Origin of the sequence: Pseudomonas poae (assembly GCA_028869255.1) — a bacterium.
Taxonomy (GTDB): domain Bacteria; phylum Pseudomonadota; class Gammaproteobacteria; order Pseudomonadales; family Pseudomonadaceae; genus Aquipseudomonas; species Aquipseudomonas poae_C.
In genome coordinates, this window is the sequence record CP110972.1 from 3429724 (window position 1) to 3444469 (window position 14746).

14 protein-coding genes are annotated in these 14746 nt (G+C 61.6%); 11 read left to right on the top strand and 3 right to left on the bottom strand.

Features of this window, described 5'->3' with window-relative positions:
• Positions 1 to 57 precede the first annotated feature (57 nt).
• Positions 58 to 825 (bottom strand): coniferyl-alcohol dehydrogenase, encoded by a 768-nt coding sequence (locus LRS56_15305; protein ID WDU60293.1) that lies wholly within the window; start codon positions 823 to 825, stop codon positions 58 to 60.
• Between the two features lie 57 nt (positions 826 to 882).
• Positions 883 to 2358, bottom strand: a complete 1476-nt coding sequence (locus tag LRS56_15310) for a benzaldehyde dehydrogenase (GenBank protein ID WDU60294.1) — start codon at positions 2356 to 2358, stop codon at positions 883 to 885.
• A 270-nt stretch (positions 2359 to 2628) separates the two neighbouring features.
• On the opposite strand from LRS56_15310, the gene LRS56_15315 reads away from it, so the two are divergent.
• The 9 genes from LRS56_15315 (at position 2629) to LRS56_15355 (ending at position 11808) form a co-directional block, all read left to right on the top strand.
• On the top strand, positions 2629 to 4386 hold the full coding sequence (locus LRS56_15315; GenBank protein ID WDU60295.1) for a sigma 54-interacting transcriptional regulator: 1758 nt from the start codon (positions 2629 to 2631) through the stop codon (positions 4384 to 4386).
• A gap of 282 nt (positions 4387 to 4668) precedes the next feature.
• A complete protein-coding gene (locus LRS56_15320) occupies positions 4669 to 5658 on the top strand; it encodes an aldo/keto reductase (GenBank protein ID WDU60296.1) in 990 nt (329 codons plus the stop codon).
• Positions 5659 to 5668: 10 nt separating this feature from the next.
• The gene (locus tag LRS56_15325) at positions 5669 to 6259 is read left to right on the top strand and encodes a flavodoxin (GenBank protein WDU60297.1); all 591 of its coding nucleotides are present in this window, start codon (positions 5669 to 5671) and stop codon (positions 6257 to 6259) included.
• A gap of 57 nt (positions 6260 to 6316) precedes the next feature.
• Complete coding sequence (locus tag LRS56_15330) at positions 6317 to 7309, top strand: aldo/keto reductase (protein WDU60298.1); 993 nt, start codon at positions 6317 to 6319, stop codon at positions 7307 to 7309.
• Positions 7310 to 7335: 26 nt separating this feature from the next.
• Positions 7336 to 7815 carry a cupin domain-containing protein gene (locus tag LRS56_15335; protein WDU60299.1) on the top strand — a complete coding sequence of 160 codons (480 nt, stop codon included), beginning with the start codon at positions 7336 to 7338 and terminating at the stop codon, positions 7813 to 7815.
• Positions 7812 to 8603 (top strand): carboxymuconolactone decarboxylase family protein, encoded by a 792-nt coding sequence (locus LRS56_15340; protein WDU60300.1) that lies wholly within the window; start codon positions 7812 to 7814, stop codon positions 8601 to 8603. Before LRS56_15335 ends, LRS56_15340 begins: the two co-directional genes overlap by 4 nt.
• Before the next feature lie 2 nt (positions 8604 to 8605).
• Complete coding sequence (locus LRS56_15345; protein ID WDU65757.1) at positions 8606 to 9688, top strand: alpha/beta fold hydrolase; 1083 nt, start codon at positions 8606 to 8608, stop codon at positions 9686 to 9688.
• A gap of 70 nt (positions 9689 to 9758) precedes the next feature.
• Entirely contained in the window at positions 9759 to 10820 is a 1062-nt protein-coding gene (locus LRS56_15350) for an alpha/beta hydrolase (protein WDU60301.1), read from the top strand.
• A gap of 97 nt (positions 10821 to 10917) precedes the next feature.
• Positions 10918 to 11808 (top strand): LysR family transcriptional regulator, encoded by an 891-nt coding sequence (locus LRS56_15355; GenBank protein WDU60302.1) that lies wholly within the window; start codon positions 10918 to 10920, stop codon positions 11806 to 11808.
• Between the two features lie 8 nt (positions 11809 to 11816).
• Here LRS56_15355 and LRS56_15360 read toward each other — a convergent pair whose 3' ends face one another.
• Entirely contained in the window at positions 11817 to 12692 is an 876-nt protein-coding gene (locus tag LRS56_15360) for a LysR substrate-binding domain-containing protein (GenBank protein ID WDU60303.1), read from the bottom strand.
• Positions 12693 to 12794: 102 nt separating this feature from the next.
• Between LRS56_15360 and LRS56_15365 the strand changes: the two genes are divergently transcribed.
• Positions 12795 to 13730, top strand: a complete 936-nt coding sequence (locus LRS56_15365; GenBank protein ID WDU60304.1) for an NADP-dependent oxidoreductase — start codon at positions 12795 to 12797, stop codon at positions 13728 to 13730.
• Between the two features lie 32 nt (positions 13731 to 13762).
• A complete protein-coding gene (locus LRS56_15370; protein ID WDU60305.1) occupies positions 13763 to 14632 on the top strand; it encodes an NmrA/HSCARG family protein in 870 nt (289 codons plus the stop codon).
• Positions 14633 to 14746: the final 114 nt, after the last annotated feature.

A 14746-nucleotide genomic window follows, 5' to 3' on the forward strand; every position in this document is an offset into this window, starting at 1 on the left:
TTATTCAAGACCCCCGGCGCGGCGGGTCCGCACCGGGGTTTACCGCCGTGGCAGCCCCTACACGTAGGTCGCCGCCAACCCGCCGTCCACCGGCAGATTGACCCCGTTGACCCAGCGTGAGGCGTCCGAACAGAGGAAGGCAATCACCGCCGCCACCTCATCGGCCAGCGCTGGACGGGTCATGCGCTGGCTGTCCGCGGCCACCCGCTCCGGCCCGAGCATGCTCACGAAATCGCCGAGAATCGGGGTAAACACCGGCCCCGGCGCGACGCAGTTGATGCGCACCGCGTGGTCGCGAAACCAGCCTTGGGATTGCTGGAAGCTCCACACGATCAGCGCCTCCTTGAAGTACTGATAGCAGCTGCCCTGCTCCACCGGATTGGCCGCCAGCCACTGCTGCCCTGCCCCGAAGCTTTGCGTCGCGGCCAGGGCCTTGTGCAGTTCCAGGCGTTGCGGCCATTGCGCACCGAGCACCGAGGCGACATTGACGATGCTGCCACCCGCCGGCATACGAGGCAGCAGCGATTGAGTGAGGTGCCGCAACCCCAGGTAATTGACCGTGGCCACCGCTTGCACGGGCGCCGTACCGGGCACCCCGGCAATGTTGCACAGCGCATCGACCCGCGCCGGCAGGCGCGCCACCAGGGCATCGATGCTGGCAGGGTCACCCAGGTCAGCCTGGAAGAAGCCATCCAGGGTCAGTTGCGGTTCATGGCGATCAACACCGATCACCGTTGCGCCCTGGAAACGCGCCAGCCGCGCCAGCTCGGCGCCAATGCCTGAAGCGACACCGGTGACGATCAAGGTTTTGTTCTGCAGGTTCATGTTCAAGCCCTTTTGTTTTTGTATAGGCATGCGTGGATCAAACCGATGAGCCAGCGCTCAGAACGGATAGCCGGGCGGCGTATTTTTCACCGTCACCCACTGCCACTGGCTGTACTCGTCCCAGTCGGCCGGCCCGCCAACGCTGCCGCCATTGCCGGAGGCGCCACGCCCGCCGAACGGGTTACTGCATTCGTCGGCCACGGTCTGGTCGTTGATGTGCAGCAGGCCGCAGTCAAGCCGCTCGCCGATGGCCATGGCGCGCCCGACCGACGGCGAGATGATGGCGGCCGCCAGACCGTACTCGGTGCGGTTGGCCAGCTCGATGGCCTCCTCGTCCGTGGCAAAACTGACCACCGTGGCCACCGGGCCGAAAATTTCATCCTCAAAAGCGCGCATCCCCGGACGCACGCCACTGAGCACGGTGGGCTGGTAGAACAACCGGTCATATTCACCGCCCGCCTCCAACCGTGCGCCCGCTTGCAGGCTGTCGCTGACGATCTCGTGCACGCGCTGCAATTGCCGTTGGTTGATCAACGGGCCGAGCGCGGCTTCACCCCGGGCGGCATTGCCCACGGTCAACGCCCGCGCCTTGTCCACCAACTTGCGCGTGAGGCTGGCGGCAATCGATTCATGGGCGAGAATCAAGCCGGTCGCCATGCAGATTTGCCCCTGGTGCAGCCAGGCGCCCCAGGCCGCATTGCTCGCGGCCAGGTCGAGGTCGGCGTCTTCGAGAATGATCAGCGGGTTTTTGCCGCCCAGCTCCAGCGCGACTTTTTTCAGGTGTCGCCCGGCCACTTCAGCGACTTTGCGCCCCGCCGCGGTGGAGCCGGTGAAAGCAATCATCCGCACATTGGGATCACGGCACAGCGCCTCCCCGACCGTCGCGGCGCCGGGCAGCACTTGCAACAGGCCCTTGGGCAAGCCCGCTTCCTCGAACAGCCGGGCGATGAGAAAACCACCGCTGACCGGCGTCTGTGGGTCGGGCTTGAGCACTACCGCATTGCCCGCCGCCAACGCCGGTGCCACCGAGCGCAGCGACAGGATCAGCGGGAAATTGAACGGCGAAATCACCCCGACCACGCCATGCGGCTGACGCCGTGCATAGGACAGCCGCCCTGCCGCACTGGGCAGCACCAGCCCGTGAGGTTGGGCCAACAGGCCCGCCGCCTGATGCAGCAGCACAATCGCTTCGCGCACTTCGTGTTCGCCCTTGAACAACGCGCCGCCGGTTTCGCGGGCGACATACAGCGCCAACTCAGCGAAGGACTGCTGCGCCAGGTCCGCCGCCTTGCGAAACACATCGGCGCGCTCCCGTGGGCCGAGTGCGGCCCACGCCGGCTGCGCCAGGGCCGCGCTGCGGCTGGCGACGGCGATGTCGGCCGGGTTGGCCATGGCGCAACGCATCAGGGATTCGCCGGTGGCGGGTTCGATCACCGCGATCACGGACCCCGAGGAGGGAATCCAATCGCCGTTGAACAGGCATTCGGACTCAATGGCCCGCTGTAGAAAGTGGGTGGTTTCAGACTCTGGCATGGCAACTCCCGGTTCTTGTAATTGTCATCGTCTGCACAGGGTGCAAACGCCGCATCAAGCCTTGAGCAAAGGCTGTGCCGTCGGCACGCAATGCCGCTGACATAAACCATCGAGGGCTCTGGGACGCGGCCTGCCGGGGGCCGTTCACACACGCTGCGGCGAACCCCGGCAAAAACCCGAGCCCTGCCACTTGTTCAATTGATAAGGTTATGTTTAATAACTATCTGAGCAGTTACTCATATCGATCACTCGCTTTGCAGGGGCATAACAATGACTAATCCCCACAGCGCGCTGCCCGACGACGGGGTGGCCACCGCGCACTATCATCCACGCGGTGACAGCCGCCAACTCAGTGACAGCAGCTCGCCCACACCGGCGGAGCTGACCGACTGCCTGTTCTTTTCTCCCGAAGACGGGCGTATCTGGCTCAACGATCAACGCATGTTGTTGCTGCACAGTTCGTCGTTCGGCGCCCTGCGCGCAGAGGTCATCGAGCGCCTGGGGCTGGAGCAGGCTCGCGGCCTGTTTACCCGCACCGGTTATGCCTCCGGGGCGCGGGATGCGCGGCTGATACGCGAGCGCTGGCCGCAGGCCGATGCCGCCGCGGTGTTTCGCGCCGGGACACACCTGCACACCCTGGAAGGCATGACCAAGGTCGAACCGCTGCATTTCAAGTTCGATGCCGACTCGGGGTTCTACGAAGGGGAATTCCTCTGGCACCACTCCTGCGAAGCCGATGAACATGTGGGTGCCTATGGCATCGGCCAGGACCCGGTATGCTGGACTGAAACCGGCTACGCCATCGGTTTCGTCAGTGGCCTGTTCGGGCAAATGGTGATTTTCCGCGAAGTGGAATGCCGCGGCATGGGCCACCGCAGCTGTCGGGTGATCGGCAAGACGGCCGAGCAATGGGGTGACGTCGAGCAGGACCTGCGCTACCTGAATGTGTCCCAGGCCGTCAGCGCCAGCGCCCTCGCCCCCACGCCCGACCACCCGGTCAGCCCCAGCACCAGGCCCCACCCACCGCAAACGCTGGTGGGCGCGAGTGCCGCCTTCAACGCCGCGACACAAGCCCTGCAACGTGTGGCGTTGACCCCGGCAACGGTGCTGATCAGCGGCGAGTCCGGGGTGGGCAAGGAGATGTTTGCGCGCCAGTTGCACCAGCTCAGTCGTCGCCATGACAGCCCGTTTGTGGCGCTCAACTGCGCGGCCATTCCGGATAACCTGATCGAGGCCGAGCTGTTCGGTGTCGAACGCGGCGCGTATACCGGCGCGACGCACTCGCGCCCCGGGCGTTTCGAACGGGCCCAGGGTGGCACACTGTTTCTGGATGAAATCACCAGCCTCAGCCTGGGCGGGCAAAGCAAGTTGCTGCGGGCCTTGCAGGAAAGGGAAATCGAACGGGTCGGCGGGGTGCGCGGTATCAAGGTGGATGTGCGCGTGGTGGCCGCGACCAATATTGACCTGCGCAAAGCGGTGGCCGACGGTAGCTTTCGGGAAGACCTGTTCTACCGGCTGAATGTCTACCCCATCGCCCTGCCACCGCTGCGCGAACGCCGGGATGACATCCCGCTGCTGATCAACGCGTTCCTCACGCGCTTCTGCCAGGAGTACGCCCGCACGCCGGTGGGCCTGACCATGCGCGCCCTGAAAGTGTTGCTGCGCTATGACTTCGCGGGCAATGTGCGCGAACTGCAAAACCTGATCGAGCGCGGCCTGATCGCCAGTGACGAAGGCCAAGCGATTGACCTGGTGCACCTGTTTCGCAACGAACCGATGCCGCCCGACCCCTATGGCCTGGACGACCACGGCAGCCTGTCAAATGCCGCACCGGCGCCCCGCCCCGCATTGTTGGACACCCTCGGCCAGTTGGACCAGGGGTTTTCCATCGAAGGCCTGGAGTCGCGCCTGATCAATGAAGCGCTGCAACAAAACGCCGGCAACCTGGCCGCCGCCGCGAGGCTCCTGGGGCTCAGCCGTGCGCAATTTGCCTACCGGTTGAAGAAGCATCAGCGGCAGATCCCTTGAGAGGGAATCAGTGCTTTAAAAGCTTTACCCTGAACGCAACGGGCTCCGCGAACCAAAGCATGCGTAGCCAGTTTTGCGGGATGCCCCGGTGCATCAGCGCTTGCAGCGACGGAGCTTCGGATTGATTAGTTCTCTTCATATGTCCTTGCCGTTTTACCCGGGTAGTCCGATCGCGGGTCATCACTTAACGTCCTCCCATCGAGGTTGCAGCCGAGTGACTGCAACCCTCCCCCACCTTGGCTCAAGGGCCAGGCGGGTTTGCTTACGCTGGGAGAGAACGCAATGCAAAAGCGCTATTTGGGCAACAGTTCGTTAGAAGTCTCGGCCCTTGGCCTGGGCTGCATGGGCCTGAGCCACGGCTATGGTCCGGCCACGGACACCCAGGATGCCGTGTCCCTGATCCGCGCCGCCGTGGACCTGAGCGTTACCTTCTTTGACACCGCAGAGGTGTACGGCCCCTACTTGAACGAAGACGTGGTGGGCCAAGCCTTGGCGCCCGTGCGCGATCAAGTGGTGATCGCCACCAAGTTTGGTTTCACCTTTGGCGCGGACAACAAACAGCAGATTCTCAACAGCCGCCCGGAGCATATTCGCGAGGCCGTTGAGGGCTCGCTACGCCGGCTCAGGACCGATTACATCGATCTTCTATACCAGCACCGGGTCGATCCGGATGTGCCCATCGAAGACGTTGCCGGCACCGTCAAAGCCCTGATCGCCGAAGGCAAAGTGAAGCACTTCGGCCTCTCGGAAGCAGGCGCGCAGACCATCCGCCGAGCGCACGCCGTGCAACCGGTCACGGCGCTGCAAAGTGAATATTCGATGTGGTGGCGCGAGCCCGAGCTGGAGATTTTCCCAACCCTCTGCGAGCTGGGCATCGGCTTCGTACCGTTCAGCCCGCTGGGCAAAGGTTTTCTCACCGGCGCCATTTCCGCCGACGCATCGTTTGGCAGCGATGACTTTCGCAGCGTCGTGCCACGCTTTGGTCAGGAGGCGCTGCAGGCCAATCAGAACCTGGTTATCCGGTTGCGCGAGATTGCCGCGCAAAAAGGCGTAACCCCTGCACAGATCGCCCTCGCCTGGCTGCTTGCCCAGGCGCCGTGCATCGTTCCGATTCCGGGGACGACCAAGCTGCATCGCCTTGAAGAAAACCTCGGCAGTGCCTCGGTCAACCTGACCCCAGCGGAGCTGGAGGCCATTGCATCCGCCTTGTCGCAGATCAGCATTCAAGGTGACCGCTACCCCGAGTCGCTTAAAGCGCGTGTCGGTCGCTAAGGGAGGCGCAATGAACGACCACGACTCGCTGCGCCGCACGGTAGTTTTTGCGTTGGCCAGCTCGCCGCTTCTATCACTGGGCAGCACCCAAGCCAGTGAAGAGCGCCCTGCACCTTCCGGCTCTCGCAGCTTGGTGGCGTACTTCTCTCGTTCGGGTAATACCCGGGTCGTGGCCGGGCTTATCCAGCGCGGCCTGGGGGCTGACCTGTACGAGATTCGCCCTGCCACCGCCTACCCTGAGGACTACCTGCAAACGGTGGAACAGGCACGCCGGGAGCGCGATAGCGGTTTCGAGCCGGCGCTGGAAAGCAAGGTCCACAACCTCGGCGCGTACGACACCCTGTTTCTCGGCTTTCCCATCTGGGGTGAAACCATGCCCCCGGTGGTGCGCGCATTTCTTTCGGCACATGACCTTGCGGGCAAGACCATCATTCCATTCAACACCCATGGCGGCTATGGCTTGGGCAACAGCCGTGCGGTGCTCGACCGTCATGCCCCCAAGGCCAAGGTGCTGGAGGGGTTCGTGATGGAGGGCGAGCAGGAGCGCAAAACCATGCAGAGCGTGAACGAATGGCTAAGCGACAGCAACTTCAAACGTTAAACGCGTGACGCACGTCATCGACCCGCTGCGCCCCCCATTTCCAACTAGGAGATAGAAATGAAAACCCGCATTTTGGGCAACAACCTGGAAGTGTCCGCACTCGGTCTTGGCTGCATGAACATGACCCAGGTCTATGGCCCGGCCGCCGACAAGCAGGACATGATCAAGCTGATCCGCACCGCCCACGAACGTGGAGTAAACCTGTTCGACACCGCCGAGGCCTACGGACCGTTCAGCAATGAAGAACTGCTCGGCGAGGCCCTACAGCCGATCCGCGACCAGGTGGTGATCGCCACCAAATTCGGCTTCGACATCGACTTGATTTCCGGCGCCCGAGGGGCTGGCCTCAACAGTCGACCGGAGCATATCCGCGCAGTGGCTGACGCCGCGTTGAAGCGCCTGCGCACCGACCGTATCGATCTGTTCTACCAGCACCGTGTCGATCCTGCGGTGCCCATCGAAGAGGTCGCGGGCACAATCAAAGACCTGATCGCTGAAGGCAAGGTAAAACACTTTGGCCTCTCTGAAGCCGGTGTCGAGACTATCCGCCGCGCACACGCGGTGCAGCCGCTGTCTGCGGTGCAGAGCGAGTACTCGTTGTTCTGGCGTGGCCCTGAGCAAGAGCTGCTGCCCGTGCTGGAGGAGTTGGGCATCGGCTTCGTGCCGTTCAGCCCACTTGGCGCCGGTTTTCTCACCGGTAAGATCGATGAGAACACCCAGTTTGATGCGTCGGACTTCCGTAACTTCGTGCCGCGCTTCTCCGTAGAGGCACGCAAGGCCAACCTGGGATTGGTCGAGGTGGTGAAAGCAGTCGCACAGCGCAAAAACACCACACCTGCCCAAGTGGCCTTGGCTTGGCTGCTGGCACAGAAGCCTTGGATCGTGCCAATCCCCGGCACCACGAAACAGCATCGCCTTGATGAAAACCTTGGCGCTATCGAGCTGGAATTGAGCCGCGATGAGCTGCGTGCGATCCGTGAGCAGATCTCGCAGGTCCAGGTCCTCGGCGAACGCCTGCCTGAGGCCGTACTGAAGATGACTGGGCTTTGATCCCTTCCCTGCCAGGAGTTACGGCTATGAACCCCCTGATCGCCCCACTGGTTGCCCTTTCGCTTATGGCTGGCGAAGCCACAGCCGAGGACACCAAGGAAGTTCGCGTCACCCGTGTTGGCACTCAGCCTTCCGTTCAAGGCCCTGCTGACAACTTCACCGGCACCGTGCGGGTTGATGGCCTATTCAAGGGCGATGCTCCCGCACGCATTGGCGGCGGTACAGTGACCTTCGAGCCTGGAGCACGCACGGCTTGGCATACCCATCCGCTGGGCCAAACGCTCATCGTCACCGCTGGCGTTGGCTATGTGCAGCAGGAAGACGGCGCCCGCCAGGAAATTCGCCCAGGCGACACCGTATGGATTCCGGCCAACGTGCGTCACTGGCATGGGGCTACCGCTACCACAGCTATGACCCATATCGCGTTGGCAGAATCCCTGGATGGCAGCGCCGTGACCTGGGGCGACAAGGTCTCCGATGCCGAGTACGGAGGCGCGCCAAAATGACTGCATCGATCTTGCGTGCCCTGAGATATCGCGAAACCCGCTCCATTGCCGCTTTCCTGGCATTGTGCCTTGGCTTGGGGGACGTTCCCGGCGTTGTCGCCCAAGAAAGCGTGGCACCGTCTACCCCAGCCAATACAGCACCGCCCTCCGAAGCATTGTCGAGCAGACAACAGGCCATTCCATTGATCGCTGCGTTTATGGCATCCAGCGACATTCCCCGCCTTAACCAGGCGTTGAATCAAGGATTGGATGCGGGCCTGACCATCAGTGAGGCCAAGGAAATTCTGGTGCAGCTCTATGCGTACGCGGGCTTCCCACGCAGCCTGAATGCGCTGGGCGAACTGATGAAGGTCGTTGATGCGCGCAAAGCGCGAGGTATTCAGGATGTAACAGGACGCGAACCCAGTCGGCCCGCCCCAACGGGCCAGGAATTGGTTGAGGTCGGTACTGTTAATCAGACCCGCATATCCGGTGGAGCGGTGAAAAGTCCGGTGTTCGACTTTGCGCCGGTCATCAACCAGTACCTGCAGGCCCATCTGTTCGGCGACATCTTCGAGCGTGACAACCTGGACTGGCAAAGCCGTGAACTGGCCACCGTCGGCGCTTTGGCTGCAACGCCGGGTGCCGAGCCGCAGCTGCGCTCCCATATGCTGGCGAGCATGCGGGTCGGCCTGAGTGCTGGCCAACTGCGCCAGGTGACCGAAATACTCGCCAAACACGCAGACGAAGCAGTCGCCACGCGTGCGAGTGCGGCGCTGACTCAAGCCCTTGCGGCGTCGGGTAGTTGAACATGAAGAGCACAAGGAACGTTCTGACCCTCGCTATCACGTGCCTACTTGCCGCCTGTGCGGCGCCTATCAGCAGCCCTGGCAACACCGCCGCGCCATTGCAGATTCAGGAGCAAGGCAGCTTCGCCGCCGGCGGCACCCTGATCACTGCACCGGGTACGTTCGACCCACGCAAACCCATGGCGTCCGATGGACAGACCTACCATGGCGATCACGCCTATGTGTTTTACCAAGTGCCGGTCAACGCGCGAAAACTGCCTATCGTCATGTGGCACGGTGCCGGCCAGTTTTCCAAAACCTGGGAAACCACAGCCGATGGCCGCGAAGGCTTCCAGAACATTTTTCTGCGCCGTCAGTTTAGCGTGTACCTGATCGACCAACCCCGCCGCGGTAACGCCGGTCGCAGCATGGTCGAGGCAACGCTCAAGCCCACGCCGGACGAACAGCTGTGGTTTAACCAGTTCCGCATCGGTTTGTGGCCCAACTACTTTGATGGCGTGCAGGTCGCGCGCGATGAGCAAACACGCGACCAGTTCTTTCGCGCCATGACCCCCAACACAGGTCCGTTCGATATGGACGTGGTTTCCGATGGAGTATCCGCTGCGTTCAACCGGATCGGCCCCGGCATTTTATTCACTCACTCCCAGGGCGGCGGCCCCGGCTGGCTCACCGCGATCAAGAACGACAAGGTAAAAGCCATCGTCGCGTTCGAGCCGGGTAGCAGCTTTGTCTTTCCTTCAGGAGAGGTTCCGGCACCGATACCCAGCGCTTTCGACACGGTGCAAGGCGCTGAGGTGCCGATGAGCCAGTTCATGGCATTGACGCGGATTCCGATCCTGATCCTCTACGGTGACAACATTCCTGATCACGCCATCGACCTACCAGCCCAAGACAGCTGGCGGGCTCGACTAGCGATGGCGCGGTTGTGGCGCGACAGCGTTAACAAACATGGCGGTGATGTGAAGCTGATTCACCTTCCGGAAATTGGCATCAAGGGCAACACACACTTTCCCATGTCAGACCTGAACAACGTCCAAATCGCGGACTTAGTGGCCAAGTTCCTTGCCGAGAAACATCTGGATTGACCAGGACTGCAGGCATGCCGAATCAGAAAAAGATCTGCTGTTTCACACTTCAATCGTTTGGAGAAATCGTATGAGAAACACAGTTCTCAAGGTCACGTTTATGGCCGCGATGGTCGGCATTTCGGCCGGCAAGTGCATGGCGGCTGACTACAAGAAGAACCCGTTCACGCTAGTATATGACGGCGCGATTACCAAGAATGAGCCGAGCAAGGTCAACATCCATCCGGTGACCTACAAGCTCAACGGCCTGGACATCGTCGCCAACGTTTACACCCCGGCCAGCTACGACCCCAAAAAGACCTACCCCACCGTTGTGGTGGCGCACCCTAACGGCGGTGTGAAAGAGCAAGTCGCCGGGCTGTATGCGCAGCGCTTGGCCGAACAGGGCTACATCACCATTACCGCCGATGCGGCCTATCAGGGTGGCAGCGGCGGTCAACCGCGCAGCGTCGACAAACCAGCCAACCGTATCGAAGATATCCACGGCATGGCGGACTTCATTACCCAGTACGCCGGAGTTGATGGTCAGCGTCTGGGCTTGCTCGGCATCTGTGGCGGGGCCGGTTACTCCCTGGCCGCTGCCGAGACCGACAAGCGCTTCAAATCGATTGCCACAATCAGCATGTTCAACTCAGGCCGTGTGCGCCGTAACGGCTACGTCGACTCCCAACTGGACACCATTCAGGATCGCCTCAAGCAAGCGTCTGAGGCACGCACCCTGGAAGCTGCTGGTGGCGAGGTTCGTTACTCGGGCGATGCCAATCTGACCGACGAGCAGATTGCCAAATTACCGTTTGATCTCTACCGCCAGGGTTACGAGTACTACTGGAAAACCCACGCGCACCCGAACTCGACCTTCAAGTATACAACCAGCAGCTTGCTCGACCTGATGCGCTTCGACGCCACCAACCAGATCGAACTGATTGGCCAGCCACTACTGATGATCGCCGGCACCAAGGCCGATAGCCTGTACATGACTGAGGATGCATTCGCTAAGGCTACTGGCACCAAGGACAAAGAGCTCTTCAAGATTGAAGGCGCAACCCATATCGAAACCTACTGGGTACCCAAATATGTCGATGCCGCACTGAGCAAACTCACGCCGTTTTACGCAAGAACCCTCGCCAGGTAACCGTCGATACAGGTTGCGAGAAATGCACCTGTATCGAACCTCCTGAGACATGGTTAGATGGGACAATCCTGTACACTTTCATGAAGGCCCCTCATCAATGTCCCGCGCCAATCTCAACGATCTGCAAGCCTTCGTGATCATCGCTCGCGAAGGCAGCTTTACCCGCGCAGCCGCTCAGCTCGGCGTTTCGCAATCTGCAATCAGCCACACCATGCGAGCCCTTGAAGCGCGCCTGGGTGTGCGCCTGCTGACTCGCACAACGCGCAGTGTGGCACCCACCGAAGCGGGCTTGCGCTTGTATAAGGCCATGGCCCCACGGTTCGAAGAGATCGAGTTGGAGTTGGCGGCAGTCAGCGAGTTTCGCGACACCCCGTCAGGCACCGTGCGCATTTCAGCGTCCGAACATGCGGCCAACAACATCCTCTGGCCCAAGCTGTTGAAGGTGCTTCCCGCCTACCCGGATATCCACGTGGAAATCACCGTGGACTACGCCCTCTCCGACATCGTCGCCCAGCGCTACGATGCCGGCGTACGCCTGGGCGACCAAGTGGCCAAGGATATGATCGCCGTCCCTATCGGCCCTCGGTTGCGAATGGCGGTAGTGGCGGCCCCCGACTACTTGCGCAAGTACACCGCGCCTGAAGCCCCTGCAGATTTGGCGGCACACAATTGCATCAACCTGCGCTTGCCAACCCACGGTAGCCTGCTGCAATGGGACTTTGAAAAAGACGGCCACGAGCTCAAGGCGCGTGTCGAAGGGCAATGGACATTCAATAGCAGCGTGCCGATCTTGCGCGCAGCGGTCGCCGGCTGTGGTTTGGCTTTTCTGCCGGAAGACATGGTCGCGAAGGAAATTGCCGAGGGTGCCTTGGTCCGGGTGATGGAGGATTGGTGCCAGCCATTTCCCGGCTACCATCTCTACTACCCCAACCGGCGTGAACGTTCGTCAGCGTTCGGCGTCGTGGTGGATGCGCTGCGTCACGCTTGAATCAGGTTCTACCCCCTGAGAACAAGCGACATGTCCGAATAGCGATCACACATGAAGTCGACGAATGCGCGAACCTTTGGCGCCGCAAGCCGCCTGGAGGTGTGCAAGACCCACAGCGCCGGCTCTACACCGGACACCGTGCCCCACTGAACCAACTCACCGCGGGCCAGCTGGTTCCAGGCGATGGACTGTGGGATGAGGGCTGCACCGCCACCGGCGACAGCGGCATCACGCACCATCAGCAGCGAAGAGAATTGCATTTTCGGGATCGGCTCCAGGACCAGTTGCCCGCCATCCAGGCTCCAATGCGCAGGCTGGAAAGTCGACGTCACGATAGCGGGAACGGATCTGATCGCGCCGGGCATCGGCCTGAGTATTTCCGGCGCCGCCACCACTATCAGCCGGTCCTTGGCGAAGCAACGTCCGACCAGGCTACTGTCCGGGCTGGGGTTGATTCGAATGGCGACATCAAACTGTTCCTCCACCAGATCCACCATTCGATCCTCCGACACGACCTCAATGAAGACGTCCGGGTAGGCCGCACAGAACTCGGCGCCAATACGCCCCATCGCGAGCTGCGAGAACAGAATCGGCGCGGCGACTCGCAGACGCCCGCGAGGCGTTGAAACGCCTTCACGTGCTGCGGTCATGGCTTCAGTCACTTCACTCAGCGGGCCCTCGGCTCGAGACATCAACGCCTCACCGGCTTCGGTGAGCTTCAGACCCCGCGCACTGCGCTCGATCAGCCTCACCCCCAGTTGTTCCTCAAGGTCAGAGATTCGCCGCGACAAAGTGGCTTTGGAGATACCACTCGCACGGCTGGCCTTGCCCAGCCCCGAATGAGTGGCAACCAGGATGAAATCAGTCAAGGCATTAAGGTTCATGCTGTTCCATATCTGAAACGATGTGTATGGATTTTGTGGTCTTTGTTTTGTAAGTGCAACGGATTAGTTTCTCCTCATCGGAATACGAGATGAGGCATCCCAATGAGCACCCTTCAACACGCTGTACTGATCCGGGCCTACGGCGGTGCGGACGCCGCACAGATTGCCGAAATCCAGAAGCCGGCGCCCGAGCAAGGCCAGGTTCGGGTTCGGGTTCGAGCCGCCGGCGTGAACGGCATCGACTGGAAGGTTCGCGAAGGTCATCTGCGCAATGCCTTTACGCTGCCATTGCCCATCGTGCTGGGCGCCGAGATGGCCGGCGTGATCGATGCGGTGGGGCCGGGAGCCTCTCGCTTCAGTGTTGGCGAGCGTGTCATGGGAGCGATGGGCGGACTGGGCGCGTACGCCGAGTTTGTGACCGTCAGCGAAGCGAGCCTTTCCCCAACCCCCGAGACTCTTGACGACGTGCGGGCCGCCGCCATGCCTGTAGCAGCCGTGTCGGCCTGGAACAGCCTGCATCACGCAGGGCCGCTCGTTGCGGGTCAGCGCGTACTGATTCACGGCGCAGCCGGAGGGCTAGGCGCTTATGCCGTGCAGTACGCCAAGCGTGCGGGCGCCGAAGTCTTCGCAACGGCGGGCACTGCAGACCTGGAGTACGTGCGCAGCCTCGGTGCCGATGGGGTCTTTGACTACCACGCTCAACGCTTCGAAACCCTCGTGCGGGATATAAACCTGGTGCTCGACTACGTCGGCGGTGAGGTACTGGACCGCTCGTGGCACGTGCTGGCGCCGGACGGCGTGGTGGTCGGCACATCATCGCCCGACATTCTTGCCCGAACGCCGGCGAATCGCCGAAGCCTCTGGTTCATGAATAAACCTGATCCTCAATTGCTGGAAAAGCTCGCCAGGGAGGTCGCCAGCGGCACGCTGCAGTCGAGGATCGGCGACGTCGTTGGCTTCTCTGATATCCCCAAGGCAATCGAACGCAATCGCACCGTTTCACGGACAGGCAAGGTCGTTGCCGATTTCACTCGCTGATCCACTCAACATCCCATGCAGGAGTTTCAAACATGAGCATTCTGGTTATTGGTGCCACGGGCACCATCGGTTCACTGGTCACTCAAGGCCTTGCCGGCGCGGGCGCCGAGGTCAAAGCCCTGGTGCGCCAGGCAGGTAAGCAGGAATTCCCGGCCGGCGTAACCGAAGTGGTCGCCGACCTCACTGACGTAGCGTCGATGCGCGTTGCGCTCGCGTCGGTGCGCACCCTGTTCCTGCTCAATGCCGTGACGCCCGACGAGGTCACTCAAGCCCTCATCACCCTGAACCTGGCGCGTGAGGCGGGTATCGAACGCATCGTTTATCTGTCGGTGATTCATGCCGACACATTCACCAATGTCCCGCACTTCACCGGCAAGCATACGGTTGAGCGCATGATCGAGAGCCTCGACCTGCCTGCCACTGTTCTGCGCCCGGCCTACTTCATGCAAAACGACCGCAGGGTCCAACAGACTATTCAGAGCTACTCGGTCTACCCAATGCCGATCGGCGCGGCGGGCGTGTCGATGATTGACGCACGCGATATCGCTGACGTGGCGGTTGCAGAGCTGCTGCGCCGCGACAAGGCACCCTCGGCGCTGGAGCGCGTAACGCTGGAGCTGGTGGGGCCGCAAGCGCTCACCGGTGCATCCGTGGCGGCCATCTGGAGTACTGCTCTGGGCCGCGAGATCGCCTACGGAGGTGATGACCTGACCGCTTTCGAAGGACAACTGGCGTCGTATGGCCCCACCTGGCTGGCGTATGACATGGCCCTGATGATGGCGGGTATCCAGACCTTCGGCATGCAATCAACCCAAGGCACCTTAGAAAAGCTGCAGACCCTCATCGGGCACCCGCTGCGCACCTATGAAGACTTCGTGCGCGAGGCCGTTGCGCAAGATTAAGCCGCCAGGGCAACGGGTGAGTTGGCTGCCGGGAAGATTCCAGTGATTTCCCGCAGAAATGAAAAATGACGCCGAAGCGTCTATTCCCTATAGCACAGGCAAAAAAAAGCCACT

Coding starts and splice junctions, on each gene's coding strand:
- LRS56_15365 (WDU60304.1), top strand. CDS start 12,795: ATGAGCACCCTTCAACACGCTGTACTGATCCGGGCCTACGGCGGTGCG.
- LRS56_15350 (WDU60301.1), top strand. CDS start 9,759: ATGAGAAACACAGTTCTCAAGGTCACGTTTATGGCCGCGATGGTCGGC.
- LRS56_15370 (WDU60305.1), top strand. CDS start 13,763: ATGAGCATTCTGGTTATTGGTGCCACGGGCACCATCGGTTCACTGGTC.
- LRS56_15310 (WDU60294.1), bottom strand. CDS start 2,358: ATGCCAGAGTCTGAAACCACCCACTTTCTACAGCGGGCCATTGAGTCC.
- LRS56_15355 (WDU60302.1), top strand. CDS start 10,918: ATGTCCCGCGCCAATCTCAACGATCTGCAAGCCTTCGTGATCATCGCT.
- LRS56_15315 (WDU60295.1), top strand. CDS start 2,629: ATGACTAATCCCCACAGCGCGCTGCCCGACGACGGGGTGGCCACCGCG.
- LRS56_15325 (WDU60297.1), top strand. CDS start 5,669: ATGAACGACCACGACTCGCTGCGCCGCACGGTAGTTTTTGCGTTGGCC.
- LRS56_15305 (WDU60293.1), bottom strand. CDS start 825: ATGAACCTGCAGAACAAAACCTTGATCGTCACCGGTGTCGCTTCAGGC.
- LRS56_15335 (WDU60299.1), top strand. CDS start 7,336: ATGAACCCCCTGATCGCCCCACTGGTTGCCCTTTCGCTTATGGCTGGC.
- LRS56_15345 (WDU65757.1), top strand. CDS start 8,606: ATGAAGAGCACAAGGAACGTTCTGACCCTCGCTATCACGTGCCTACTT.
- LRS56_15330 (WDU60298.1), top strand. CDS start 6,317: ATGAAAACCCGCATTTTGGGCAACAACCTGGAAGTGTCCGCACTCGGT.
- LRS56_15340 (WDU60300.1), top strand. CDS start 7,812: ATGACTGCATCGATCTTGCGTGCCCTGAGATATCGCGAAACCCGCTCC.
- LRS56_15320 (WDU60296.1), top strand. CDS start 4,669: ATGCAAAAGCGCTATTTGGGCAACAGTTCGTTAGAAGTCTCGGCCCTT.
- LRS56_15360 (WDU60303.1), bottom strand. CDS start 12,692: ATGAACCTTAATGCCTTGACTGATTTCATCCTGGTTGCCACTCATTCG.